This window comes from Pedobacter fastidiosus (assembly GCF_014306625.1).
Lineage (GTDB): Bacteria > Bacteroidota > Bacteroidia > Sphingobacteriales > Sphingobacteriaceae > Pedobacter > Pedobacter fastidiosus.
The window spans coordinates 196597-223413 of record NZ_JACRYL010000006.1; the positions used below are offsets into that span (position 1 = coordinate 196597).

Below are 26817 nucleotides of genomic sequence, written 5' to 3' on the forward strand. Positions count from 1 at the left end.
TATTATTCTTTATTTTTCAGAGGCAAATTAAACCAATGGAAACCGTCTCTTGCAATTAATGCTTCAGCTTCTTCTGGTCCCCAACTATCTGCAGGATAATTAGGGAAATTAATTGATTTTTTACTCTCCCAAGTATTTAAAATTGGCATCACCAATTCCCATGCAGCCTCAACCTGATCGCCACGCATAAATAAAGTTTGATCGCCCATCATGGCATCAAGCAATAAAGTTTCATAAGCCTCGGGGGTATCGCTATCGTATGTTCCTTTATAATCAAAAACCATATCAACTGGATTTAAAACCATATCCAAACCTGGTCTCTTTGCCTGTACCTGCATGCGGATACTCATTTCTGGTTGAATGCTGATTACCAATCTATTCTGTTGCCAGTTTTCGGTAACATCAGAAGAGAAAATTTGGTGCGGAACATCCCTAAATTGAATGGTAATTAAAGATGAAGTTTGATTTAGACGTTTTCCCGTTCTTAAATAGAATGGAATTCCTTGCCATCTCCAGTTATCAATATGAAACTTAACTGCAGCAAATGTTTCGGTATTTGAATGAGGATCTACGCCTTTTTCTTGACGGTAACCCGGAACTTCTTTTCCTTCTACCCAGCCTTTGCTATACTGACCACGAACGGTGTGGAAACGAATATCTTCAGCAGAAAACGGACGCATTGCCTTTAAAACTTCCACTTTACGATTTCTAATTTCATCAGCATCAAAATTAATTGGTGCTTCCATTCCAATTAAACAAAGCAACTGTAAGAGGTGATTTTGAATCATGTCTCTCAATGCACCTGCACCTTCATAATAGCCACCACGATCTGCAACGCCTAATTGCTCGGTTACCGAAATCTGAACGTGATCGATGTAGGATCTGTTCCATAATGGTTCGAAAAGTGCGTTTGCAAAGCGGAAAGCCATCATATTCTGAACCGTTTCTTTACCCAAATAATGGTCGATCCGGTAAATTTGCTTTTCAGTAAAGATGTTACTCAATAATTTATTCAACTCTCTAGCGGAATCTAAATCATGACCAAATGGTTTTTCGATTACAATTCTGCTATTATCTTCATCTTGAGTTAGCTTATATTTCTGCAAACATTCTGCAATAATTGGGAAGAAATTAGGCGCCACTGCCAAGTAAAAAATAACTTGAGTTTCAGGGCCATATTCTTTTTGATATTTCTCTACACTTGCCTTTAAGTTTTCGAAAGTTTTTGGTTGAGCAAAATCGGTTGGGCAATAGCTAATGGTACTGCCAAAAGTTTCCCATTTGTCTTTTTTTACTTTTCCAGTCCGCGAAAACTCGTTAACTGCATCTTCTAAAGCTTTATTATAACTATCATCTGTAAATTCAGTTCTACCTGTACCAATAATTGCAAAATTATCTGGCATATAACCTTCTATAAAAAGATTGTATAAAGCAGGAGCTAATTTTCTTTTGTTTAAATCACCTGTACCACCAAATATTACAAATATTGTGGGGTTTAACGCGGTTTTGGTTTTCATTTTATTGTGGATTCGTGTGTCTAAATTATTAAGAAAGTTTGTTCCAATCTGCATGGAAAACACCGTCTTTATCAATGCGTTCGAAAGTATGAGCGCCGAAGAAATCTCTTTGCGCCTGAATTAAATTCGAAGGCATTCTAGCTGTTGTAATGGTATCGAAATAGGTTAGGGTAGAAGCAAAAGCTGGGATACCCACGCCTGCGTTTACGCATGCAGAAACGGTTTTACGTGTTCCTGATAATGTACCTTTGATAATTTCCTGAATTCCGGCATCGCCAAATAAGTGCTCTAAAGCATTGTTTTTTTCGTAAGCCTGATAAATATCTTCTAAGAATTTGGCTCTAATAATACAGCCACCTCTCCATATTTTGGCAATTTCTTGCAACTGCAAATTATATTCATATTCTTTAGATGCTTGAACCAATAAATGCATGCCTTGCGCATAAGCACTAATCATGGAGAAGTAAAATGCGTTTTCTAACTCATCAACAGTAACATCAATTTTATTATCTTTTTTACCGAAAGCATCTTCTAAAGAAACTCTTAAGGCTTTAAATTTAGAGAGATCTCTGTTTGATACAGCTTCATTAATAGTTGGAATTGGTAACTGAAGTTCCATTGAAACTTCTGATGTCCATTTTCCAGTTCCCTTAGAACGGGCTTCGTCTTTAATTTGATCCAGAAGATCATTTTGAGTTTCCGTATCTTTAAATAGGAAGATTTCTGCAGTAATTTCTAAAAGGAAAGACTGAAGTCTGCCTTCATTCCATTTCTTAAAAACTTTATATATTTCTTCGTTACTGTAACCAAGTCCATTTTTAAGGATGCCGTAAACTTCAGCAATAAGCTCCATAATTGCATATTCAATACCATTATGAACCATTTTAACAAAGTGACCGGAGGCACCTGGGCCGATGTAAGTTACACAGGGATCGGAACCAACTTTTGCCGAAACTGCTTCAAAAACATCCTTAACAACATTGTAAGCCTCTTTATCTCCACCAGGCATCATACTAGGGCCAAAACGTGCTCCTTCTTCTCCCCCAGAAATTCCCATTCCGAAAAAATGAAGACCATCTTTTTCCAATTCATCAACACGACGATTGGTATCGGTAAAATGTGAATTTCCACTATCAATAATAATATCACCCTTACTTAACAGCGGTTTTAATTCTGCAATTACGCTATCTACAATTGGTCCTGCCGGAACCAATAAAATTAATGTTCTTGGCGTTTGCAAACTGCTTATGAAATTTTCAATATTATCGAAGCCCTTAAGATTATGTGTTTTACCTTCTTCTTCAAGCTTGGCAATCATTTTATGGTCTTTATCGTAACCCGTTACAGAAAAACCCTTATCAGCCATATTTAGTAAGAGGTTTCGGCCCATTGTACCTAAACCAATCATTCCTAATTTATATTGTTTTGAATCGCTAGTTGCCATTTTTTGTTTTTTATTATGCACCCAAAATTAGGGTTTACAAATTAATATTGCAGATTATGATGTTATTAGATTGTAATAAAATACAGTTTTATGATTTCGGTTCTACCGTGAAAATATTGTACTTATCAGCAAGCTTCCAAAGTTTTGCGCCGCCCTTAATTCCATCTCTATTGGTTACAAGTTTAATATTGTCTTCCAATTTAAAATCGATTTGTTTAGAATTTCCACCACCTATATATAAGGTGTCATAATTGAAAACTGTTTTATAAATTTCAATAACTTTTTTCAAGCGTTTATTCCATCTTTCTGTACCAATTTTTTCGAAGGCCTTATTTCCGATATAATCATCATAATCTTCTTCTTTGCTAATTGGAAAATGCGCTAACTCTAAGTGGGGCAGGAGTTCGCCATCAAAAAGTAAAGCCGTACCGAAACCAGTACCAACTGTAAAAACGATTTCGAAACCTTTACCTTCAACAACACCTAATCCTTGCTGATCGGCATCATTAACCAATCGTACCGATTTGTTTAAAGCATCGGCAACACATTGAGCCAGATCAATATCTTCCCATTTATTCTTCGCTAAATTTGGTGCAGTTTTAACAATTCCATTTTTAACATATCCAGGAAAGCCAATTGATACCCGATCATAAGTAATGGGAAAAGGCTTAATCAGATCAATTATTCCTGTTACTATATCTTTTGGAGTCGCTTCTGCAGGTGTTTTGCTTTTTAAATATTCAGTCAGCATATTTCCGTTTTCATCCAGAAGGACAGTTTTTATGCTTGTACCGCCTATATCAATCGATAAAATGTTGGGATTTGCAGCTTTCTTTTTTGTAACCATTATTTTTGTTGTTTTATAAAACTGAGTTTTACAAATTAATCAAAACAAAAAAGATTAAACGAATAGAATGTGAACTAATTTAAAATAATAAACTACTAATTCTATGTATTTAGTAGTTTATTGTTAAGTTTGTGACTTATAAAATCACCAAGTCATCAGTTATGTTTAGCGTAAACTACCTTGCTTTTGCCATTCCAGCGTTCTTCCTTTTTGTTTATATAGAGCTTAAAATTGCGCAGTACAAAAAGGAATCTTCTGTTTTTAAATACGAGAGTACGGTTGCTAATTTTAGTGTGGGTATTGCAGAACGGTTATTAAACCTATTTATGGCGGCAAGTTTTTATCAAGTTTACAATTGGGTTTACACCAACTATTCGATATTTGAAATTCCAAATAGGTGGTATGTGTGGGTTTTATTGCTGTGGGCTACAGATTTAGTTTGGTATTGGTACCACAGGTTGGGGCACGAAATTAATTTTCTTTGGGCAGCACATATTGTTCACCATCAAAGTGAAGAGTTCAATCTATCGGCAGCGGCCAGAATTACAACTATTCAAGCCATTTTTAGAAACGTTTTTTGGTGCATACTTCCTTTGGTTGGTTTTCATCCAAATATGATTATAACGATTCTTTTGGCTCATGGTGCCTATTCATTTTTTACCCATACCCAGCTCATTGGTAAAATTGGGTGGCTGGAAAATATTTTGATCACACCTTCGCTCCATGGCGTTCATCATGCTTCCGATGAAAAATATTTAGATAAAAACTATGGTGATGTTTTTGTTTTTTGGGATAAGATTTTTGGTACTTTTCAAACGGAAGAGGAGGCACCGAAATATGGTTTAACACATCCAATTAAAAGCTATAGTTTCTTGTGGCAACATTTTCATTACTATTTAGAAATAGGCGAAGCTTACAAGAGAGCGAATGGGTTTAAAGCTAAGTGTAATGCATTATTTGGAAGCCCAGCATTAATGGATCAAAATATCCGTCCCATTTTGGAAGAGAAATATTTTCAAAATTCCAAAAGAAAATCTTCTAAATTTAAATTTAAAACCTATGCCAATATACAACTTGGTTTAGTTGTGGTTATACTCACAATCACAACTTTATTCTACAGTTATTTACAGTTTATAGATAGCGCTTTCATCCTGATATTGGTGTTATTAACACTTATAAATATTGGTGCTTTGTTAGAGCAAAGAAAGTGGATTTATTATCTTGAATGTTTTAGGTTGATTCTGATATTTACTTACACATTCTACAACTTTAATCATTTCGAATTTGCTGTATTTCCAATTATAGCATTAGTTATTCTAGAACGTACAATTTCTTTAAGTAAAATTTACACCAAGTACGTGCTTTACTATTCAAAAGCCAAATAATTGTATTTCATTCTATTTCGGTTTTCAGTTGAATAGAAATGTTACAGTAACATTTATCATATAACAAATAAATTAAAATTAGTGTCTCTTTAAAAATAAAAGGGAGTATATAATTACATGATTTCAATTTTATCATCATCTAAATATTCTAAATTAATACATTAGAGCTGTATTAGTGTTTTTTTTGTATATCTCTATTGTCTCTTTTTAGGTTTATAATATCAAATTATAAACTATCATTAAATTTTAAAAAACTCATTTCGTTTCTTTTTATCTAAATAAGTAACATATCGAAATGTGTTAGATAATAAATCGAAACTATTAAAGTCTGTTATTGGTTTTTTTAACCTTGTCTTAATACAAATTTAATCTTAGGGCTATTACTTTGCCGTTAATCCGAAAACGAAAAGAACATCCTAATTATTTAAATTCCAATATGAACAAACTTTTTACTCAAACAGTTCTAATGCTTTGGCATAGGACTAAAAATGGGTATGTAATTTCAAAACATCCCACAGAAGATGAAAAGAGATCGATTTTTACGAGATATCCTTTTTCATTTTGTTTCAAAATTTTATTATTAAGTATTTTTCTTCAATCTAATCTAATTACTGATGTTTATGCTCAGCAACCTACCCAGAACGTAATTATAAAAGGTAAAATATTAGATGATGAAGACGGTTTGCTACTTATTGGAACTACGATTAGCGATAATGCGAAACGTGTTGTAGGGGTTACAAACGAAAATGGCGAATTTTCAGTTTCCATTTTAAAAGGTAGTTCAATATCCTTTAATATGGTGGGTTATACCCCAATAAGCAGAGCATTTTCAGCCAATCAAAACGGGGTAACCATTAGGTTAAAATCTTCCAACAGCCAATTAAATGAAGTGGTTGTTACCGCTTTAGGGATCAAAAGAGAAGAGAAAGCACTGGGTTATGCAGTTACAAAGATAGACAGTACACAACTAACAGATGCAGTTTCTACCAACTGGACAGATGCACTTTCTGGCAAAGTTGCTGGCTTAAATCTGGTTAGATCGAATAGTGGCCCAGCGGGTTCAATTAAGATTATTTTACGTGGAGAAAATAACCTAACTGGAGATAATGAAGCCCTAATTGTTGTTGATGGAGTAGTAATTAACAATAGTGGTGGTAGACGTACTGCAAACGGATCTGATGCTGTTTACGGTACCGGAAGTGATAACATGCCTGCTGATTATGGGAGTACAACAAATGATATTAATCCAGAGGATATTGAAAGTGTAACCGTTTTGAAAGGTCCGGGAGCGGCTGCCTTATATGGACAAAGAGGTGCCAATGGCGCAATTTTAATTACTACAAAATCTGGTAATTCTAAGCGGAAGAAAGTCGGAATCAAGTTTACTTCTAATGGATCTTTTGAAGAGGTTAACCGTTGGCCGGATTTGCAGTATGAATACGGACAAGGTTTAGATGGTGCTGCTTATTATTCGTATGGCACAACTGCTGATGGTGCGAGTACCAGTGGAACAAGTTCTGCTTATGGACCAAAATTTGATGGGCAAATGTTCTTTCAATATGATCCCATAACGCAAACTACAGGGAAAACTAGAACGCCTTGGGTTCCGTACACCAATCAAATTAGAGATTTTTTTAGTACTGGTGAGAATTTAACAAACTCGTTAAGTATCGATGGAAAAATAAGAACAACAACTGCTCGTGTATCCATTACCAATCAAAATAATACTTGGATTGTTCCCAAAACTGGGATCGAACGTACAACGGTTTCCTTATCAACCAATACCGATATTACCAGTAAACTAAAGTTTTCTACCAAAATAAATTATGGAAATAGATTTAGCGATAACCTGCCAGGTGCAGGCTATGGTAATCAATCTTTAATGTATTGGTATATTTTCTGGCAACCCAATGCAAGTTTAGATTGGATTAAAAATTACTGGGCAAATGGACAAGAGAATAGACAGATTAAATATCCATTTAGTTCGTTTCCAGAAAACCCTTATGCAGTTGTAAATGAGTTTATTAATAAAACAGGTCGTAATAACGTTACTGCAAATGCTCAGGTTAGTTATCAAATTACCAAAAACTTAAGTGTTCAAGTACGCTCAAGTATTGATATGGCCGAGGAGAAACGAGCTCAGGAACGTCCTTACGACTCTGGAAGTAAGTTAATTCAAGGTTCTGTTCGTAAACAGAATATCTATTCGCAAGAAACCAATACCGATTTTCTAATTCGTTACGACAAAAAAGTTGGTAAAGATTTAAACTTCAACTTATCCGCAGGTGGAAGCCAATTAAGAAATAAGTACAACAAATCTGATTTGCGTGCAGATGGATTAAAAATTCCGAACATTTATGAATTGACGAATAATTTATATCCGTTGGTTTCGATTCCTGATACAAGTAGATATAGAATTAACAGTTTTTATGGAATCCTTTCTACCAGCTACAAAAATTATTTATATGTAGATGTAACGGCTCGTAAAGATTGGAGCAGTGTTTTGGCAACCGTAACCAGAACAGATAATGTTGGCTTTTTCTATCCATCCGTTAGTGGAAGTTTTGTCTTATCCGAATTCTGGAAATTACCAAAGGCAATCACCTTTGCAAAGATTAGGGCATCAGTATCTCAAGTAGGAAGTGGCGGTACAACGCCTTACCGAACTGCATATACTTATTCGCTGGCATCAAACGGAATTTATCCAGATAGTGCCTTACAGAATCCAACCATTTTACCAAATGAAAATCTTAAACCTTTAAAAACAACCACATACGAAGTTGGTACAGAAGTTAGATTGCTAAATAATAGATTGGGATTTGATGTTGCTGTTTATGCTGGCAATACTAAAAACCAAATTTTAACTCGAATTGTAGATCGTTCTTCAGGTTATAACCAGGCATTGATTAATGCTGGACAGGTAAATAATATGGGGGTAGAAGTTGCCGTAAACGGAACACCAATAACCAGTAAAAATGGTTTTAAATGGACTTTAAACCTGACTTTTGCATCCAATCAAAATAAAATTAAATCCTTAACTGATAGTTCGATTATTTTGAGAACAGGGCCAGTGGCCGGTGGACAGATTGTGGCCAAAGTTGGTGGGAGCATGGGTGATTTGTACGGTAGAGGTTATGTTCGAGATCCTGATGGCAATGTTGTTTATGATGCCACAACCGGTTTTGCCAAAATTACAACAGATGTGGTTTACTTAGGTAATACAATGCCGAAATATAAAGGAAGCATCGGGAGTAATTTCAGTTACCGAAACTTTAGTTTAAATGTTCTTTTTGATGCTCAGCTTGGTGGTGTAGCGCACTCCTTATTAAATTACAAACTGGTAGAGCAGGGAAAATTAGCAGTAACGCTTCCTGGCCGTTACAATGGTATTATTGGGAATGGTGTGGTGCAAAAGGCTGATGGTACTTATGTTCCAAATACAACGGTTGCTTACGATATAGATGAATATTATCGCTCGCAAATGGGTGCTGATAATGCCGAAGGAAGTACTTTCAGAACTGATTTTATAAAATTTAGAGAAGCCTCTTTCAACTATAGATTCAATCCAAAATTCCTTAAAAAATTGGGTTTATCTACAGCATCTTTCGGAGTTTATGGTCGTAACCTTTTCATCTGGTCGCCATGGCCAATGTTCGATCCAGAATTTGGAACACTCGCTGGTTCGGATATCGTTACAGGCTTTGAAGTTGGACAGTTTCCATCAACCAGAACCTATGGTTTCAATTTATCAATTGGCATATAATCTTTTAAACAATGAAAAAGAATTTATATAAAATTATCGGTGTAGTTCTAGTGTCAATAACGACATTATCCTCATGCGATAAAGGGTTTCAAGACATTAATGTCGACCCAATTAACATTATCTCTACGAAGCCAGAAAAGTTACTGGCACCCGCTTTAGTGAATACACTTTCGCCAGCAATGATGCGAAATAGAAACTTTAACAACGAATTAATGCAAGTTACCGTTGCCATAAGTGATGGCGATGGTGCAGTTTTTAGGTATGAATATAGAAGTACATTTTCTGATTATTTATGGAATGCATGGTATGTTCAGTTAACCAATTTTAAAGATATTTATAAGTTGGCTGGCGAACCCGGAATGATTAATAAATCATATCAAGGCATCTCTTTAGTTTGCCAATCGTGGGTTTATGCAATGCTTACTGATACTTACGGCGATGTCCCATATTCAAAATCCAATTTAGGAAATGACGGTGTTTTAGAACCTGCCTTTGATAAACAAAAGGATATTTATCTTGATCTATTTAATAAACTAGAAGAGGCAAATACTTTGCTAAGTGCAGGAACAACTATTGTTCCATCGAGCGATCCTGTTTTTAATGGAGATATAACTAAATGGCGCAAATTCTGTAACTCGTTATATTTAAGATTGTTGTTGAGGGTTTCAGGGAAATCTGATGTTTCCGCTCAGGTTATCGCTAAAATTAAAGAGATTGTAGATACAAAAAGTACCACATATCCAATCATGACGAGCAATGCCGATTGCGCAACATTGAAATGGAGCGGTACAATTGGAACAGATGCTTATGTATCGCCCTATGTAAATGGAGTAAGAGCACAAGATTTTAGATCACCAGCTATTGGAAGTTTCTTTATTGAACATTTAAGCAATTGGGGCGACCCCAGGATTGATATATCTGTAGCTAACGGTTATGCGGTTTCTGGCGTTAACCGTTTAGGGATTTCACAAGGTGCAACCGGTGGTTTTAAGGGAGTACCTAGTGGTTACGCCATTGGAACAGGAATAGTAAAAGAAGCATATTTTTATTCTTACGATCAAACAAGTACAGGTACGCTTGGAGTGCGCTCACTTCAACAATCTCCATTAACGGGAATTTTAATGAATTATGCTGAACTTCAGTTCGTACTTTCAGAAGCAGCAGCAAAAGGGTGGATTAGCGGATCAGCTGAAAACTATTATAACACAGGTATAGCAGCCTCTATTAATTATTGGGTTCCAACTTTTCCAACTTCTATTTCATCCCAAGTAGTTAAAGATTACATCACCAATGCAGATATTGATTGGGATAACACCTTGTCTCTTGATGGAAAAATGGAGCAAATCCATCTGCAAAAATACTATGCATTATTCTTGGTCGATATGGAACAATGGTTCGAATACCGTCGCACAGGTCACCCTATTTTACCAAAGGGAGCAGGATTAAGAAATGGTGGTGTTATGCCAGCAAGAATGGCTTACCCAGTGTATGTGCAATCTGCAAATCCAACCAATTATCAAAAAGCGGTTTCTGCTCAAGGGCCAGATGTTATATCGACTAATGTTTGGTGGCAAAAACCTTAATCACTATTAAACTTATTAAAATGAAAAAGATAATATTATATAGCATTCTGTTATTTTCAGTACCAATATTATGGTTAGGGTGCGAAAAATCAAATTATCCTGGTGGTGTTGTGAGTCCGAACATTGGTTTATTCGATTTGAGGAATCTTTACAAAGGATCTGATGTAACCTTAAGTACTGAAAATATGTTTGGATCAACAAGCATTAGTGCTGTTGTAATTTCTGATCACTCTGGGAAAAATTTGCCTTCAGGTATTTTGTTCGTTCAAGATAGGAGAAGATTAAATGAATTACGTGGAATTCAGATTCCGTTGGGAACTGAAGCTTCTAATTTTACAACTGGCGATTCTATTATGGTTAATGTTGAAGGGGCGGTTTTAAAAAGAGTTAATGGAAATCTTCAAATCACTAACGTTTCTGCAAGTGCAATTAAGAAAGTAGCTTCAAATGTGAAAATTATTCCTAATCGCGTGCCGAGCTCTGCAATTTTAGCCAATCCAGACAAGTACGAGAGTACGCTTTTATCAATAGTAAAAGGTACTTATAATCCACAATTGGCACCAAATGAGGTGTTATCTGGTGATAAGACTTTAAACGATGGATTTGATGATTTGACTTTGCACACAGAAGCTACAGCAACTTTTGCCAATACAATTCCACCAGTTTCTGGAAACTATCTTGGTATTATTGTAAATAAAGTTGGAACGGATGGTAAAGTTGTTCCTCAACATAGATTGCGTACTGGATCTGATATTGTTACTTTAAGTTCGGTAGTAGAAATACCCGCTTTTGTAATCTCTGGCTTCATTGCCGATCCAATGGGAACTGATGCAAACAATGAATACATTCAGTTTCTAGCAACAAAGGATATCAACTTCGCAGTAACCCCATTTTCTGTAGTAACTACTAATAACGCTGGCGCCTCTACACCTGTAGGAAATCCTATTAACGGATGGGCAACTGGAGACATTAGAACATACAAGTTTAACCTTACAACTGGAACAGTGGCGAAAGGCCAATTCTTTTATGTTGGCGGTGCAAATAAGTTAATTAACAGTACTAATTCAACGAGTATTGCTTCATCAAAATGGATTAGATCATTTAACTATTCTACCACAAATGGTGATGGTTTTGGAACTAAAACAACCAATCTACTCGCAAATAGCGGAAACGCTTATGGGATAGCCGCTTTTGCAGGCATTACTGTTGATGCTTCTACAAGACCAATTGATGTGGTATTTGTTTCAAGCGGAGGAAGCTTATTCTCAGCAGGTCCACCAGCTGTTGGTTTTAGAATAGGTAATACCGATTTATATGATGTTATTGATCCAATTACTTTAGCAAATCAACCTTTTTATAGGCAAGGAACAAATACCTTATTCTTTGCTTATCATCCAAATGCTGTTTCTGATCAAGGTTATTATTACAAACTAGGAGGGATTTACAATGTAACTTTAGGTAAGTGGGTAAAAGCTAGAACATCAACCAATTTCCTATTAACAAAAACATCACAGTTAAATGAGATTGAAGGAGTTTTTCCAGCACCAACAACGGAAATTCCAGATGGAGTTCCATCTACAATTTTAAAATAAATTAAACATAAATTTACTCAGGGAAGCCGTTTAAGCTTCCTTGAGTTTTTAAATAAAATCGCCCTAAAAATTTTTTCTTTAAAATGAATAGAAGATCCTTCATTCAAAAAACCGGCTTACTAACAACAACTTTATTTGTTAGCTTAAAATCTTTTTCTGCATTTTCTTTGCTCGATAGCGATAACAAAATCAATGGTCAGGTAATGAGCAAAGGTAAAGGAATCGCCAACGTTGTGGTTTCTGATGGTTTTAATGTAGTTCAAACCGATAAAAAAGGTAATTACACAATTGAAGTTAACCCATTAGCTAAATTTATTTGGATCAGTACGCCATCAGGTTATGAGTTTACTACAGATAGTTTTTTAGCGAAACATTACGAGCAACTCGCCAGTAAAACAATCTTGAATTTTGAGTTGAAAGCCATGAAGGTGAATGATAATAGACACAATTTTATCATTTGGGCAGATCCGCAGGTTAAGAACAAAAAAGATGTTGAGAAAATGATGACTACTTCGGTTCCCGATACTAAAAAGGTTATCAGCGGAATGGGTAAAATTCCTGTTCACGGCATTACTGTGGGGGATATCGTTTGGGATAATCATGATCTTTTTGAAGATTATAATAAAGCAGTAGTAGAAATGGGTATTCCATTCTTTCAATGTTTGGGTAATCATGATATGGATTACAGGTTGGGTGGCGATGAAACTTCTGACAAAACTTTTCAAGAACATTATGGCCCAACCTATTACTCTTTTAATCGAGGTAGGGCACATTATGTGGTGATGGACGATGTTCGTTACTTAGGCATAGAAAGAACTTACGATGGCTTTATTACTCAGGCACAGTTAGATTGGTTGGCTAAAGATTTAAAATTTGTAGCAAAAGATGCCCTTCTTATTATCAACCTCCATATTCCTGTTCATAATTCGGTGAAAAATAATAGCGATTTATATGCTGTTTTAAGCGGTTTTACCAATGTTCATATCATGTCTGGCCATACGCATTACAATCGAAATGTGATTACCAACGGTATTTTCGAGCATAATCATGGTGCAGTTTGTGGCGCATGGTGGACAGGCCCAGTTTGTGAAGATGGAACACCAAGAGGTTATGGCGTTTACGAAGTTAACGGAACAGAACTAAAGTGGTATTATCAACCAACTGGATTAAGTAGGAAGGAACAAATTCATATTTACGTGGATGAATTAACCAATCAAAAAAGACTTATTGCAAATGTTTGGAATTGGGATCCGCAATGGAAAGTTGAATACTTTTTAGATGGAAAAGCAATAGGTACAATGGAAAATCAGAAGGGTTACGATCCGGAAACAGTAAAGCTTTACAAAGGTGATACTTTGCCTGCCGGAAGAACTTTTCCTGAACCGCACTCTACCGAACATTTATTTGTAGCCCATTTTGAGCCATCAATAAAAAAAGTAAAAGTTGTGGCTACTGATCGTTTTGGTGAAATTTTTGAAGCAGAATTTAACGGCTAGTTTAAAACATAACTCATTAATCAAATACAAAAATCATGAAATTAAGAGCATCCCTTTTTTTATTAATCGCTACAAGTCTGTGTTCTGTTAAATCCTTTAGTCAAGCTCAATTCCCTGCATTTAGTGCTGAAGCTCATCGTGGTGGAAGAGGTTTGATGCCAGAAAACACCATTCTGGCGATGTTAAATGCTATGAAAATCGATGGTATTACAACATTAGAAATGGATACTCACATTACAAAAGATGGAAAAGTTGTTGTTACACACGATGATTATTTAAGTCCTGGTTTTATGCGCACGCCAGATGGGCAGGATATTCCAGATACCGATGCGAAGAAATATCCAATTTTTGGAATGAATTATGCCGATTTAAAGCAATTCGATTTAGGTTCAAAAACTTTGGTTGGTTTTCCAAAACAGCAGAAAATTAAAACTCAAATTCCATTGTTGGAAGATTTGATTGATGCAGTGCAAAAGGATATCACAAGTAATAATAGAAAGCAGTTCTTTTATAACATTGAAACGAAGTGCGATGTAAAAGGTGACGGCGTTACCAATCCAGATCCTGAAACATTTGTTAATTTATTAATGGGCGTTTTGAAAAAGAAAAAGATTTTGGATTACGTTGTCATTCAATCTTTTGATAAAAGAACTATTCAAATTATCAACAAGAAATATCCGAAAGTAAGAACTTCATTCTTGGTTGCCAACAAAAAAACTTACGAAGAAAATATCACTGATTTAGGCTTTAAGCCATTTATTTTGAGTCCTGTTTGGCAAATGGTTACTGCTGAAATGGTAAATAAGGCACATGCAGAGGGCATTAAAATTATTCCGTGGACGGCAAATACTCCTGAGGACATTAAAAAACTTAAAGATTTAAATGTGGATGGAATTATTTCTGATTATCCAGATGTGCTGGTTCAAACGAAATAGAATCTCAGTTTTATAAAGGTTTTCTGTTGCTTTGAAGCTAGCAACCTAATCAAGCGAGATTAGATTTCCTGAAGAAATAACATTTAACTTGTCGATTTTTTTTAAGCTAGGCACAGACCCTAGCTTTTTTGTTTTAGAATATTGCAGAATAAATCTTTCAGTTTCTAAGTTCTCTTCACCATTAAAAATTATCCCCTTAATCTTAATGTTATATTGATTTAAAAGGTTGATTGATAGTAATGTATGGTTAATACTTCCAAGATAGTTCTGAGAAATCAAAATTACTTCGACATCTAATTTTTTGATTAAATCTACAATCAGTTCGTTTTCATTTAAAGGAACCATCAAACCACCAGCACCTTCTATTATCAGATTATTTGTGGTTTCTGGGATAACAATTTGATCGAGATTGATATGTATTCCATCCAATTTGGCAGATAAATGTGGAGATAAAGGTTGCGTTAACCTATAACTTTCTGGATGGATAACAGTTAAATTATTGCTAATTAAACTTGCAATTGTTTTGCTATCGCTTGTTTCCAAATCGCCCGATTGAATGGGTTTCCAATAGTCTGCTTTAAGTTTTTCTGTTAAGATGGTGCTGATCAAAGTCTTGCCAATCCCTGTTCCAATTCCGGTAATAAAATATTTAACCATTTAGCTGGATCTCTTTTAAATGTTTTACTAATGAAATTATTTCTTCATCAGTATTAAAGGTGTGTAAACAAATTCTAAGTCGTTCTTTGCCAGCAGGCACCGTCGGACTTAATATTGCACGAACATCAAAGCCTTTTTCCTGTAAATATTTTGAAGCATTTTTTGTAGCCTCATTATTTGAAAAAACAATTCCTTGAATGGTACTCAAGCTATTTAAAGATTGAATGTTATTTTCTTTGATCAACTTTCTGAAAATTTCAATTTTTTTGTGAATTTTCTGAAAGTCTAAATTTTGAAGGATTTCATAAGCAGACTTAATCGCCACAATATTATGAATGGGAGCGGCGGTGGTGTAAATAAAAGATCTAGCAAAATTAATTAGATAGTGACGTAAATTTTCGCTTCCCAAAACTATTGCGCCATGAATTCCCATTGCTTTACCGAAAGTTATAATTCTGGCGAAAACTTTGGTTTGGAGATCATGTTTATTTACCAAGCCTTTTCCAAAATCTCCAAAAATTCCAGTAGCGTGTGCTTCATCAACAATTAAATTGGCTTTATAATTTTCGCAAAGTGCTGAAATTTCTATAAGCGGAGCAAGGTCGCCATCCATAGAATATACACTTTCTACCACCACAAATACATTTCCTTTGGCATTTTTTAGTTTTTCTTCAAGCTCATTTGTATTGTTGTGTGCAAATTTATATCGAGTGGCGTGGCTTAATCTACATCCATCAATTATACTTGCATGAATAAATTCGTCTGTGATTATCGTATCTCCACGCTGTGGGATGCTAGAGAGTAAACCAATATTGGCATCATAACCAGAATTAAAAATTAAACCACATTCAGCCTCATGAAAGTTTGCTATAAACTGTTCGGTTTCTTCTATGTAAGTTGAGTTACCACTTAATAATCTGGAACCGCCAGAACCATTTTTATAGTTGGTAAGATTTGAAATATTCGTCGAAATGAGATTGGTTAATTCATCAGATTTTGCAAAACCTAAGTAATCGTTTGAGCAGAAATCTATAGGAGGGAAGTTCGTAGATAAATTTCTTAATGAAAGATTTTCTTCTCTTTCCTTCAATTTTAAATTAAGAAATTTTTTGATTTTGCTCATTGGCCAAAAATAAAGAAAGCGTTCCGTTAATCGGAACGCTTTCTAAAAAAATGTACTATTTTAAAATTTATTTAAGCTAATATCAAAATTATCCTTGTGTCGGTGGATTAGATACTACAGGTGCTTTATCTTTTTTTCCTCTTCCCATACCTGGTTTTCTATCTTTCATTTTGCCTTTTTGTTCAGCTCTTAATGCCTCCATTTTAGTTTTTTGCTCTGAAGTTAAAATATTATCTAAATCAGCTTTAGATTTATCCATAGAAGCTTTCATTTCACCTCTTTTGCCTTTCATATCAGCTGGATTTCCAGTTCTCATGGCATCCATTTTTTTTGCTCTATCCAGTTCAACTTGGTAAACTTTAGTTTTTTGATCAGCAGATAAACCTAATCTCTTTTCCATGCCTGCAGTAGCTTTTTCGGCTCTTTGTTCTGCTGTCATTTTTGGCATTTCTCTTCTTGCCTTTCTGGTCGTGTCTTGAGCAAATGCAGCGGTGAAACCCATCACTGCAATTGCTATTGTTAAAATTGCTCTTTTCATGTTTATGTTTTTTTATGTGTTTGTTAATAGATAGATATAAAAAAGAGCAAACGGTTTAATCAGCAGCTGTTAAAAAATGTTAATTCTTGTTAAGTTGAGAAATCGATTTCTGCATTTGCGCCATCATTTGGGTTAAAGTTTCCATAGTTGGGTCTGGTGCAGGTTCTGGTAATGAAGTAGATATATAGGCTTTAGCTCTCCAGATTTCTAAAATATCATCGGCTGCAATGGTATAAGCATCATAAACTTTATTATCAGAAACTAATTTCAAATCCTTATTTTCTCTAAAACGATTGCCTGCTCTTTTATAAACAACGCCTTCATTTTTACTAATAACAATGTAAGTTTCTCCAGTTTTTACTTCATTCCAGTTATCCAAATACTCGCCAATAATTACACTACCAGGTTGAACAGGCAACATACTATCGCCCATGATCTCAAACGCTCGAAAAGTTCCTTGACGAAGCGCAGCTAACGGCAACTGAAATTTTGGTAAATCACTTATATATTGTGGATCAGAAAAACCATTTAGATAACCAGCACTCGCCTTCACCGGAACGAGTTCTATATTCTCTCTGTCGTTTTGATCAACAGAAATACTTAATACCCTTAAGTTAGAACCTGTACTTTTTGGCTTGGGTTTCCAGCTGTCAGAAATCTTCTCATTGATGAATTCATCGATGGTTAAGTCGAAATATTCAGCTATTCTTTTTAGCAAATCATATTTCGGTTCAGCACGATCTTCTTCGTAAGCGCCAATTAGCGATCTCTTGATTTCCATAATATCAGCGAAATTCTGCTGTGTATGGCCTTTTTTCTTCCTGAGGTACTTTAAATTATTTGAAATATTTGACATAAAAATAAATTTTAAAATAAATTTGGAATTACTAAAATAGTTAGTAATTTTATGCTCATAAAGTTAGTAATATTATTTTGATTTGCAAGAGAGTATGCTAAATAGTTTAGTTTTAATTTTAAACACGTTATTATGAAAAAGTTTGTTTACATCGTTACCGACAGAAACCGCACAACTATGCACGTAGGTATGAGCTCTGATTTGATTAAGACACTGGATTTCTACAAGCAGATGCCAAACTTATTTTTCGATAACGGAAAGCAATTAACCCGCTTGGTTTATTTTGAAGAATTTAAAACTGAAGCACAGGCTTTAGGCCGATTTAAATTAATTAGTCGTTTTACACGTATGCAGAAAGAGCGTTTGGTTAGATCATGTAATCCAGATTGGATCGATTTAACTATTGGCTTGGATTTTGAAAATATCCTTTTGCATAGAAATATGACCAATCAAGTTAAGATGGCGTTTACAAGCCTATCTTAAGTAATAAAAATGTTTGAATCTCAGAAAAAGAGCCCATATCATAAAAATAAATGTCATCCTGAGCTTGTCGAAAGACTAATAAGATGCAATTTTATAGCATTTCGACAAGCTCAATGTGATACTAATAAAAAATTGATTTATGATATAGCCTCTTTTTGCTGTTATTCGTGTTATATTCTAAATGCGCTTAGTATTTATTCTATTATTTAAAACTCAAGCATTAAATCCTTAATGATTACCAACCCGGTGCAAATGTTAAACCGAAAACCCCAGCTTTAACATCTTTACGCTGGAAAGGAATTGCATAGTATGGCTCTAATACAAAATAGCCAAATACATTTACCCTTAGCGAAATTCCAACACTCATTGCAGGTACACGTTCTGTGGTGGTTTGATAGGAGCCAATTACCACTCCGTTTTCATCTTTTACGGGCACATCTGTATAAGTTGGTTCGCTTTTGAAGGCAACCTTTGTATCATTTGTCCAAGCCAAACCAGCATCAAAAAATAGGTTTAAATCTGTAAATAAGAATTTCGATGGAATTGCAGCTAATTTCTTTGGCCCAGTAAATGGTAAACGAAGTTCGAAATTAAATACAGCAATTTTACTTCCGCTTAACTGGTTTATATCAAAGGATTGATCTGATCTTTGCGATGTTGTTTTATAGATGGAATTGGATTCGTATCCTCTAATTAAATATGGATAGCCTACGTACATTGGATAAAGGCGATCTGCATCTTTACCAATTCTTAGCGTATTGTAAGATCTTGCTGCGATGGTTATTGGTTTTAATCTCCAATATTTTCTTAAATCGGCAGTAACGCCAGCAAAATTGTAGGTTCCAAAATACTTTTCAGCACTCACACGGTACCTAAAGCCGTCTAATGGGCCAGTTAATCCAAAGATTGAATTATCGCCCACAAAGCCAGCATTTAATTGATAAAGTGTAAAGGAGTTAAAAGGAACGCCATAATCTAATGATGCTTGGTCGTTTGAGATTTTACTTCTATCAGAACCCAAAAAATAACCGTCAGGACTATAATAATTGCTATAACGATCTATTCTATAGCTATAATGCGAAAATGCACCACCCAATTCAAACCTGTGTATTTTGCTAAATGGATAAGCGCCAAAAACTTGAATTTGATCCTCAAAGGTTCTAATAATATCTGTTCTATAATTTATGGCATCCGTTGTTTGGTTATTCGCAGTTGGCAATTGCTCGAAGCCGTAAGAGCTAAAACCCGAAACATAAGGAATATGAGAAACTGCAGCTCCCCAATTTATTCTGCTTTTTTGATTGATGTAACCAACTAACCCACCAAAATCATAAATTTCTCCATTAACAGATAGATTGGCGATAATCTGATTGGTTCCTAAAATATCGCTAAACATTCCAACAATACCACCAGAAACACCAGTTCCAAAGCGACTGCTAGAAACCCCGACACCACTATTTGCCAAATAATCTAATCTGAATTTTGGGGTATAAGGAATGGTTTTTAAAGAATCGGCTACAACTTTTTCAAAACGATCGTAATTGTTTAAGTTAGAATTGATAATGTTTACACCAACATTTTCCATGGGCGGAAGAATAGCCGCATCGAAATTCTCTTCTTTATTACCTACACGCTTAGCTTTGAAACTGCTCAATTTTGCATTGTACAAAGTATAGCGTTGGTAACGATAATAACTGTAAACAATATCATCAGTTGTAGATACTGAAATAGCAGGAGAAAATTCTGTAATTCCGCTAATCCCTGTAAAGTAATCTGTTAATTGATCTACAGTATTATCTGCAAAATTGTATTTGTATAAATTTCTAAATCCATCTCTATTTGACAGGAAATAAATGTTCTGACTGTTTGAAGAGAACTGTGCGTTTAGATTGTTCGCACCGGGAAACACATCTAAATTACTAACAGATTTTGTTGCAATATCATAAATTGTTAAGTTAATTGGATTAACTGCACTCACATTTTTAGCCTGAATCGCCGCTCTATCCGAAGAGAAAACCAATTTTTTTCCATCTGGAGAATAATTTGGTGCATAATCAGAATACTCATCATTTGTAATCTGACTGATTGTCTTTGTATCTAAATTGTATGAAAATATATCGCTCTGACCTTCTACCATTCCAGAGAAAGCGACATCTTTTCCATTAGGCGACCAAGTTAAATTTCCAAATTGTTGCACTTGCTCCATAGCTGTTTGAGAAACGGTAGTTCCATTTGCCACGTTGATAATCATCATTTGGTTTTTACCGTGACTAAAAATACTAAAGGCAAATTGTTTGCTATCTGGCGACCAAGCACCGGCAGATTCTATAAAATTGAAATCATCAATATGTCCATTGGAAATCTGACTACTCAGCTTTCTAATTATAGTACCCGTTTTGGCATCTGCTAAGAATAAATCAATCCCAAACAAATCCTTCTCCGACATAAAAGCAAGATATTTACCATCAGGACTAAGGGCAGGAGCAACGTTCATATTACCTGCATTCTTATTATCGATAATTTTTGTTCCGGTAATTTTAATTTGAGAACTATCGGCTTTAAGCATGGGCTTATAATGTTCATCAATCGCATTTTTCCATAAACCAGATAATGTTTTATCATCGTAACCGAAAGTATACCTTATGGCGTTTTCATAGCCATATTTCGCCGTATTTTTGAACAGGGGAACTATCGTTGTATCACCATATTGAGAACCTATATAAGTCCAAAATGCTTGCCCGTAACGGTAAGGGAAATATTTATTCGAGTTGGTTAAATCTTTTAAAGAGGGGATATCGCGATTCAGCATCGCATCTCGCATCCACATCGAGGTAAAGGCATCCTTTTTACCGATTGATAAATATTCTGCCATTCCTTCTACCATCCACAGTGGGGTATTGCCAACATTTTCTAAACTAATAGAATCTTTTTCAAGCAAAAGATGGTATTGAAATGCGTGAACAAGCTCATGGCCTAGAACGTGTCGAGTTTGACTATTCAATTCCATAACAGGCATAATAACCCTGTTTTTTAAAGCCTCTGTTACACCGCCCGTACCAATCCCAATTTCGCCTTGGAGAGCAGTAGTTTGTTGAAAATCTGGATGATTGTTATATAAAATGATTGGATTCTTTTTTAAAAAAGTATCTCTAAAAACTTCCTGGTGCATTTTATACCAGGTTTCTGCATCTTGAGAAAACCTTTTTAACAGCTTATCATTTTTAATGTAATAGTAAATTTCGAAGTGTGGAGTTTGTAAAACCTTGAAATCAAGCTTTTTATACCTCACCTTGTTTTGTCCGAAATACTGCGCTTTAACTGAAAAAGAAAGAATAAGCAGGAGCAAAATCGGGATGTATCGCCTCATTAAAGTAAAGCCTATTTTCATATGTTTAGTTTTAGTAAAATGTTATAATCATGTACGAAAATGTAATTGTATAGGATTTGAAAATTAAAAATAGCAATTGTTTAAATCACTATTTAAAATTTAACACTTTTAAGGAAAATTTCCTTAGAAAAAGTAGTAGTTAACACTTAATTCCAAGGAAATAATATTTGTTAAAGACTAGTTGTCAATCTTTTTCTTATCTCTTTCTTCTTGTCGCTGTTTCCTTTTCAATTCACGCTCTTCCTTTTTGGTTAATGGAGCTGTGGTAGCAGGCTGATTTTGAACCGGATCCGTTTTGGTTTCTTCCTTTTTAACCTCTGGCTGAACGGTTGCAGGAGTAGTAGGATTTGCCGGATCTTCTGGTACCGTAAATTCAGTTGAATCGACCAAAACACTATCTGTAGAAGTGGTATCCGCAACAAATTGCGGACTAGGGCAGTTAATTGTTCTGGTAATTGGAACAGTAGATTTAGGAAAAGGGCCGTAAGTGTAGCCAGAAGTTGGATCTAGGTAAACCTTCTCCATAAATTTAGCAAAAATAGGCAAGGCAGTTCTTGAACCTTCACCTTGTTCACCATTTTTAAAGTGAGCTGTTCTTTCATCACAACCAACCCAAACACCGGTTACCAAATCTTTGGTTAAACCCATATACCAAGCATCAACATAATCTGATGATGTTCCGGTTTTACCGCCAATTTGATTGTTCTTTTTGAATAAATTTGGCCATTCCCACAGTGCCTGAGATGTTCCTCCGGGTTCTTCCATTCCACCACGGAACATATAGGTCATTAACCAAGCAATTTCCTCTGTTAAAACTCTTTTTGTTTTGGGCTTAAATTCATCGATTGTGTTATCATCTTGATCGGTAATTTTTTCAACTAAGATAGGATCAGTTTTTATGCCCTTATTCATGAATGTACTGTAGGCCTTAACCATTTCATAAACATTAACATCGTTAGAACCTAAGCTAACAGAAGGAACAGATTCCAAGTGACTATCGATTCCACATTCGTGTGCATATTTAACAACATTATCCCAGCCTACTTTTTCGGTAACCTGTGCAGTGATGGTATTAACGGATTTGGCCATTGCCCAACGTAAACTCATCTCGCGGTAAGAAACGCTGTAATCGGCATTTTTAGGCTCCCAGTATTTCGTTTCACCTTTGTCTTGATAGGCAATTTTTACAGGTTTATCGGTAAATTTATCGCAAGGACTCATGCCTTGTTCTAAGGCAGTTAGGTAAGCAAAAGGTTTAAAAGTAGAGCCTGCTTGGCGTTTTGATTGATTAACGTGATCATATTTAAAGAATTTATGATCAATGCCACCAACCCAAACTTTAATTTTTCCGCTGGATGGTTCCATGGTCATCATTCCTGTATTCAGGATTTTGCCATAATAACGGATAGAATCCAATGTGGAGAATGATGTGTCGCGATCTCCTTTGTAAGTGAAAATCTGCATCCGTTTCTTTTTATTAAAATAAGCCAAAACAGAATCTGGATTGTTAGGAAATTTCTTTTGCAACAGACTGTAAATCGGCAAGTTCTTCATCGCTCTATCTGGATAATCCACTTTCTGTTTTTCAGAATCATACCAAGGATCTTCATTGCCCCAAACATTATAAAATCTGCGCTGCAACGTTTTCATTTGCTCGGCAACTGCTTCTTCTGCGTATTTTTGAAGCTTAGAATCAATTGTGGTATATATTTTTAATCCATCTTCATATAAGTCGTAACCGTTATCAGTGCACCATTTTTCTAGGTATTTTGCAACCGCTGCTCTCAAATAAGAATCGCCGTCACTGCCATCTTCCATTTTTCCTTCCTTAAGTTTAATAGGTTGTTGACTTAGTAGCGTCAAACTATCTTTACTTAAAAACTTGTACTTATTCATTTGGCCTAAAACAACATTTCTGCGTTCTAAAGCTTTAATGGGGTTTTTTCTTGGGTTGTATAATGATGTTCCTTTGAGCATTCCAACAAGCAATGCCGCATCAGTTGGTGCAAGTTCTTTGGCTTCCTTATCAAAATAAATACGACTTGCGGTTTTTATACCATAAGTATTATTTCCAAAGGAAACTGTATTTAAGTACATGGTGATGATATCGTTTTTTGAATAGTTAGATTCAAGTTTAACGGCTGTCATCCATTCCTTTAACTTAGGAATAATTGTTCTGAGTAGAGGTAGCTTGGATAAAAATCCAGACGATTTATTATAGCGTGTTCTGTATAAGTTTTTCGCTAATTGTTGTGTAATGGTACTGGCGCCACCGTCTTTTCCCATTCCTACCACCGCACGAACTACGGCTTGGGCATCTATTCCCCAATGTTTGTAAAAGCGAACGTCCTCGGTAGCCACTAAAGCATTGATTACACTTGGCGAAATTTCGTTAAAATTAACAGGTGTTCTATTCTCTTTGAAATATCTTCCAATCAGTTTTCCATCTGAAGTGTAGAGTTCTGAGCCCACTCTTAATGTTGGCGCTTTAATGTCGCGATAGCTTGGAGAGTATCCAAAGAGCCATAAAAAATTAAGTTGAAGTGCGGAGAAGAAAATTATTATAAAAAAAATACCGATTGCCGAATAACGTAAGTACTTGTTCTTTATCTCTTTAAACATATTGGTCAAGATGTTGTATTGGTAAATGCTTTGGCGCTAAATATAAAAAACTCCAAATGCAAATTAATGTATTTAATTTACTTATTTTTTAGTTCTATATTTAAATAATTGATGGATTGACTTATCTAAATTAACACATAAGTATGAAAAACGAATTTAAAAGCTTAATTGTACAAGGAGATAAAAAATTTTCTTTAAAAAACGTTAAAACCGATTATACAGGAGGATATACAAAAGAGAAAGCAAAAGATGCGCTAATCAACTCAAAAATTGAGATAGATCATCTTCAGGAAAAGTTATATGCCTCGGGCACACATTCTGTTCTAATTCTTTTCCAAGCAATGGATGCTGCAGGTAAAGATAGTGCTATAGAGCACGTTATGAGTGGTTTAAATCCTCAGGGTTGTCAGGTTTTTAGTTTTAAGGTTCCAACCTCCGAAGAGTATGAGCATGATTTTCTTTGGAGGCATTATAAGGCTTTACCAGAAAGAGGTAGAATTGGCATTCATAACCGTTCGCATTATGAGAATGTTTTAGTCTGCAAAGTTCATCCAGAATATATTTTAAGCGAAAATATTCCCGGCTATGCTGATGTGAAAAAAATAAATAAGGATTTTTGGAAGCAACGTTATCAAAGCATTCGCAACTTTGAAGAACATTTAACAGCCAACGGAACAGTGATCATAAAATTCTTTTTAAATGTGAGCAGGGCCGAACAAAAGGAACGTTTTCTGGAGAGAATAGATGACCCAACCAAAAACTGGAAATTCTCTTCTGGAGATATAAAAGAACGTGATTTGTGGGATGATTATATGAAAGCTTACGAAGATGCAATAAATGAAACGAGTACCGAAAATATACCTTGGCATATTATTCCTGCTGATAAAAAATGGTTTGCCCGCTTAGCCATCAGTGAGATTATTGAGGATAAAATGAAAAGTTTAAATCTCAAATTTCCTGTTTTAGATGAAGAGGAACAGGGTAAGTTGAGCGAAACTAAAATAGCGCTGTTGGGAGAATAGAATTTTCTCCCAACTAGTTTTTTTCAAACCATTTGGGTACAGGGATATAATCATTGTTCCAAGTAACTTCATCTTTTTCATTTCTGTAACCTGATGAAATGTAATCGATTCTGGGTTCAGTTTCGGCAATTTCATTTTTAAATTTATAAGCATCCACAGTAAGGTGATGATATAATTTTTCTTGTTCTTCTTCATTTTCGGCCAATAATATTAGTGCTTTTTCGCCATTTTTTAATGTGAAGATCATGGTTTCTTTAACTTTCATAACAACATGTTTATTGCTAAGACATTATAGCATAAATAAAGTTTTGCTTTTTTGGTATCCCTTTTCATCTAAAAACTTTGGAGGTTACTTTAGTGTTATATTAACAAACCGGATATAATTATGGAGCACCTTGCACAAGCAATAGAACAAGAAACTAGAAAAAGACTCTACGAGCGCAATGAAACCCTGATGTTTTCATTACGAAGTTTTATTCGCTTTGCAAAAAACGATTTAAAAGCTGAAGTAGAGTTTGATGGCAAAAAAGCCATAGAAACTTTTGAAAGAAACATAGCAGAATTTAAGAAGCTGTTGCAGCATACGCACGATGAAGTTAAAGCAGAGATGCTTAAAGAACAGCCTACTATAAATTTATAAATTTTTGTAGGCACTCTAGTAACTAATAATTATTTTCTTCTAACTCTATCTTAGTTTTGCTGTGCTTAACTTGCTTTGCTAAAATTTTTGGTATAAATTTGCCTTCCCTAATTACAGTAAAAATGGAATTCCACTTTCAGCAAGATAAAGAAACTGAAAACAATAATGTTTCCGCCATTATTGATCTTCAAACTGCTGGAACCAATTCTTCCATACTTCAAAAAACTCCAAGAATCTATCCAGGGGAAACGCCATGGCATAAAAACTGGAAAAAGGCCTTTCCTCAAAACTATCGTGAAGTTTGCTTTTACGATGAGAAATGTGGGGAAATGCACCGAGCAGATGTGCATACGCCGTGCGGTACAACCTTAGAGTTTCAAAATTCGCCTATATCTTTAATCGAGTTAGAAAGTAGGGAAGCCTTTTATCCAAATTTGGTTTGGATCTTGAATGGTAAAAAATTTAAAGGTTTCAGAATCCTTAAAAACCTACCAGATGTTGATCATCCTCGATTAACTGATTACGAATTTTGCCATTCCGATCATTTATCAATGGTCAGAAAATCAGAGGTTTCATTAGGACTTATCAAGCCCAAAATTCTTAATTTCTATCACCCAGAAATAAAGGGCATCCCGCTAACTTCTCACTATTATTCTTTTTGTTGGAAACAGCCTCACAGTGTCTGGTTTTCTGCCAAGTGTCCAATCATAGTCGATCTTGGTGGTCATTTTTTGTATCAGCTCCAAAAAAGAGATCAAATATCTGGCGATTATGCTTATCTGAAAATGATGACTAGAAAATCATTTATCGATCAATATTGGAGTACTGGGGAGCAATGATGTTCCTTTAAATTGAAGTTAATTATGGAGTTCGACAAAATCCTACTATTTGTTTAGGTACATCTACAATTCAACAGCGTTCATCGA

General features: G+C 35.1%; 20 protein-coding genes. 10 read left to right on the plus strand and 10 right to left on the minus strand.

Annotated elements, in window-relative coordinates; all coding sequences use genetic code 11:
• Positions 1–2: 2 nt before the first annotated feature.
• The 3 genes from zwf to H7U22_RS08590 all read right to left on the minus strand — a co-directional run bounded on the left by zwf (position 3) and on the right by H7U22_RS08590 (position 3808).
• Positions 3–1517 carry a glucose-6-phosphate dehydrogenase gene (zwf, locus tag H7U22_RS08580; protein WP_187070934.1) on the minus strand — a complete coding sequence of 505 codons (1515 nt, stop codon included), beginning with the start codon at positions 1515–1517 and terminating at the stop codon, positions 3–5.
• 28 nt (positions 1518–1545) lie between these two features.
• Positions 1546–2961 (minus strand): NADP-dependent phosphogluconate dehydrogenase, encoded by a 1416-nt coding sequence (gndA, locus tag H7U22_RS08585; RefSeq protein ID WP_187070935.1) that lies wholly within the window; start codon positions 2959–2961, stop codon positions 1546–1548.
• Positions 2962–3049: 88 nt separating this feature from the next.
• Positions 3050–3808, minus strand: a complete 759-nt coding sequence (locus H7U22_RS08590) for an ROK family protein (RefSeq protein ID WP_187070936.1) — start codon at positions 3806–3808, stop codon at positions 3050–3052.
• Positions 3809–3969: 161 nt separating this feature from the next.
• Here H7U22_RS08590 and H7U22_RS08595 point away from each other — a divergent pair, with 161 nt between their 5' ends.
• The 6 genes from H7U22_RS08595 (at position 3970) to H7U22_RS08620 (ending at position 14562) form a co-directional block, all read left to right on the plus strand.
• The gene (locus H7U22_RS08595; protein ID WP_187070937.1) at positions 3970–5193 is read left to right on the plus strand and encodes a sterol desaturase family protein; all 1224 of its coding nucleotides are present in this window, start codon (positions 3970–3972) and stop codon (positions 5191–5193) included.
• Positions 5194–5629: 436 nt separating this feature from the next.
• Positions 5630–8956 (plus strand): SusC/RagA family TonB-linked outer membrane protein, encoded by a 3327-nt coding sequence (locus tag H7U22_RS08600; protein WP_248284705.1) that lies wholly within the window; start codon positions 5630–5632, stop codon positions 8954–8956.
• Positions 8957–8967: 11 nt separating this feature from the next.
• The gene (locus H7U22_RS08605) at positions 8968–10539 is read left to right on the plus strand and encodes a SusD/RagB family nutrient-binding outer membrane lipoprotein (protein WP_187070938.1); all 1572 of its coding nucleotides are present in this window, start codon (positions 8968–8970) and stop codon (positions 10537–10539) included.
• Between the two features lie 20 nt (positions 10540–10559).
• Positions 10560–12131, plus strand: coding sequence for a DUF5689 domain-containing protein (locus H7U22_RS08610; protein WP_187070939.1), 1572 nt, complete (start codon positions 10560–10562; stop codon positions 12129–12131).
• A gap of 83 nt (positions 12132–12214) precedes the next feature.
• Entirely contained in the window at positions 12215–13627 is a 1413-nt protein-coding gene (locus tag H7U22_RS08615) for a calcineurin-like phosphoesterase C-terminal domain-containing protein (protein WP_187070940.1), read from the plus strand.
• 35 nt (positions 13628–13662) lie between these two features.
• Entirely contained in the window at positions 13663–14562 is a 900-nt protein-coding gene (locus tag H7U22_RS08620) for a glycerophosphodiester phosphodiesterase family protein (RefSeq protein ID WP_187070941.1), read from the plus strand.
• A gap of 45 nt (positions 14563–14607) precedes the next feature.
• Here the strand turns inward: H7U22_RS08620 and bioD are convergent, their stop codons facing one another.
• The 4 genes from bioD to H7U22_RS08640 form a co-directional block, all read right to left on the minus strand.
• Entirely contained in the window at positions 14608–15219 is a 612-nt protein-coding gene (gene bioD / locus H7U22_RS08625; protein WP_187070942.1) for a dethiobiotin synthase, read from the minus strand.
• Positions 15212–16342 carry an aminotransferase class I/II-fold pyridoxal phosphate-dependent enzyme gene (locus H7U22_RS08630; protein ID WP_187070943.1) on the minus strand — a complete coding sequence of 377 codons (1131 nt, stop codon included), beginning with the start codon at positions 16340–16342 and terminating at the stop codon, positions 15212–15214. Before H7U22_RS08630 ends, bioD begins: the two co-directional genes overlap by 8 nt.
• 88 nt (positions 16343–16430) lie before the next feature.
• A complete protein-coding gene (locus tag H7U22_RS08635) occupies positions 16431–16880 on the minus strand; it encodes a hypothetical protein (protein WP_187070944.1) in 450 nt (149 codons plus the stop codon).
• A gap of 79 nt (positions 16881–16959) precedes the next feature.
• Positions 16960–17736, minus strand: coding sequence for an XRE family transcriptional regulator (locus H7U22_RS08640; RefSeq protein WP_187070945.1), 777 nt, complete (start codon positions 17734–17736; stop codon positions 16960–16962).
• Positions 17737–17868: 132 nt separating this feature from the next.
• Here H7U22_RS08640 and H7U22_RS08645 point away from each other — a divergent pair, with 132 nt between their 5' ends.
• A complete protein-coding gene (locus H7U22_RS08645) occupies positions 17869–18219 on the plus strand; it encodes a GIY-YIG nuclease family protein (protein ID WP_187070946.1) in 351 nt (116 codons plus the stop codon).
• Positions 18220–18454: 235 nt separating this feature from the next.
• On the opposite strand, the gene H7U22_RS08650 is transcribed toward H7U22_RS08645, so the two are convergent.
• Both H7U22_RS08650 and H7U22_RS08655 read right to left on the minus strand, forming a co-directional pair.
• Positions 18455–21607 carry a peptidase MA family metallohydrolase gene (locus H7U22_RS08650; RefSeq protein ID WP_187070947.1) on the minus strand — a complete coding sequence of 1051 codons (3153 nt, stop codon included), beginning with the start codon at positions 21605–21607 and terminating at the stop codon, positions 18455–18457.
• 177 nt (positions 21608–21784) lie between these two features.
• Positions 21785–24229, minus strand: a complete 2445-nt coding sequence (locus H7U22_RS08655) for a transglycosylase domain-containing protein (protein ID WP_187070948.1) — start codon at positions 24227–24229, stop codon at positions 21785–21787.
• Positions 24230–24372: 143 nt separating this feature from the next.
• Here H7U22_RS08655 and H7U22_RS08660 point away from each other — a divergent pair, with 143 nt between their 5' ends.
• Positions 24373–25251, plus strand: coding sequence for a polyphosphate kinase 2 family protein (locus tag H7U22_RS08660; protein ID WP_187070949.1), 879 nt, complete (start codon positions 24373–24375; stop codon positions 25249–25251).
• Between the two features lie 13 nt (positions 25252–25264).
• On the opposite strand, the gene H7U22_RS08665 is transcribed toward H7U22_RS08660, so the two are convergent.
• The gene (locus H7U22_RS08665) at positions 25265–25516 is read right to left on the minus strand and encodes a hypothetical protein (protein WP_187070950.1); all 252 of its coding nucleotides are present in this window, start codon (positions 25514–25516) and stop codon (positions 25265–25267) included.
• A 120-nt stretch (positions 25517–25636) separates the two neighbouring features.
• On the opposite strand from H7U22_RS08665, the gene H7U22_RS08670 reads away from it, so the two are divergent.
• Both H7U22_RS08670 and H7U22_RS08675 read left to right on the plus strand, forming a co-directional pair.
• Positions 25637–25891 carry a hypothetical protein gene (locus tag H7U22_RS08670; RefSeq protein ID WP_187070951.1) on the plus strand — a complete coding sequence of 85 codons (255 nt, stop codon included), beginning with the start codon at positions 25637–25639 and terminating at the stop codon, positions 25889–25891.
• Between the two features lie 122 nt (positions 25892–26013).
• Entirely contained in the window at positions 26014–26730 is a 717-nt protein-coding gene (locus tag H7U22_RS08675; protein ID WP_222621823.1) for a competence protein CoiA family protein, read from the plus strand.
• Positions 26731–26817 lie beyond the last annotated feature (87 nt).

Coding starts and splice junctions, on each gene's coding strand:
- H7U22_RS08630 (WP_187070943.1), bottom strand. CDS start 16,342: ATGAGCAAAATCAAAAAATTTCTTAATTTAAAATTGAAGGAAAGAGAA.
- H7U22_RS08660 (WP_187070949.1), top strand. CDS start 24,373: ATGAAAAACGAATTTAAAAGCTTAATTGTACAAGGAGATAAAAAATTT.
- H7U22_RS08645 (WP_187070946.1), top strand. CDS start 17,869: ATGAAAAAGTTTGTTTACATCGTTACCGACAGAAACCGCACAACTATG.
- H7U22_RS08595 (WP_187070937.1), top strand. CDS start 3,970: ATGTTTAGCGTAAACTACCTTGCTTTTGCCATTCCAGCGTTCTTCCTT.
- gndA (WP_187070935.1), bottom strand. CDS start 2,961: ATGGCAACTAGCGATTCAAAACAATATAAATTAGGAATGATTGGTTTA.
- H7U22_RS08655 (WP_187070948.1), bottom strand. CDS start 24,229: ATGTTTAAAGAGATAAAGAACAAGTACTTACGTTATTCGGCAATCGGT.
- H7U22_RS08640 (WP_187070945.1), bottom strand. CDS start 17,736: ATGTCAAATATTTCAAATAATTTAAAGTACCTCAGGAAGAAAAAAGGC.
- H7U22_RS08635 (WP_187070944.1), bottom strand. CDS start 16,880: ATGAAAAGAGCAATTTTAACAATAGCAATTGCAGTGATGGGTTTCACC.
- H7U22_RS08650 (WP_187070947.1), bottom strand. CDS start 21,607: ATGAAAATAGGCTTTACTTTAATGAGGCGATACATCCCGATTTTGCTC.
- H7U22_RS08600 (WP_248284705.1), top strand. CDS start 5,630: ATGAACAAACTTTTTACTCAAACAGTTCTAATGCTTTGGCATAGGACT.
- H7U22_RS08670 (WP_187070951.1), top strand. CDS start 25,637: ATGGAGCACCTTGCACAAGCAATAGAACAAGAAACTAGAAAAAGACTC.
- H7U22_RS08620 (WP_187070941.1), top strand. CDS start 13,663: ATGAAATTAAGAGCATCCCTTTTTTTATTAATCGCTACAAGTCTGTGT.
- H7U22_RS08605 (WP_187070938.1), top strand. CDS start 8,968: ATGAAAAAGAATTTATATAAAATTATCGGTGTAGTTCTAGTGTCAATA.
- zwf (WP_187070934.1), bottom strand. CDS start 1,517: ATGAAAACCAAAACCGCGTTAAACCCCACAATATTTGTAATATTTGGT.
- H7U22_RS08615 (WP_187070940.1), top strand. CDS start 12,215: ATGAATAGAAGATCCTTCATTCAAAAAACCGGCTTACTAACAACAACT.
- H7U22_RS08590 (WP_187070936.1), bottom strand. CDS start 3,808: ATGGTTACAAAAAAGAAAGCTGCAAATCCCAACATTTTATCGATTGAT.
- H7U22_RS08665 (WP_187070950.1), bottom strand. CDS start 25,516: ATGAAAGTTAAAGAAACCATGATCTTCACATTAAAAAATGGCGAAAAA.
- H7U22_RS08610 (WP_187070939.1), top strand. CDS start 10,560: ATGAAAAAGATAATATTATATAGCATTCTGTTATTTTCAGTACCAATA.
- H7U22_RS08675 (WP_222621823.1), top strand. CDS start 26,014: ATGGAATTCCACTTTCAGCAAGATAAAGAAACTGAAAACAATAATGTT.
- bioD (WP_187070942.1), bottom strand. CDS start 15,219: ATGGTTAAATATTTTATTACCGGAATTGGAACAGGGATTGGCAAGACT.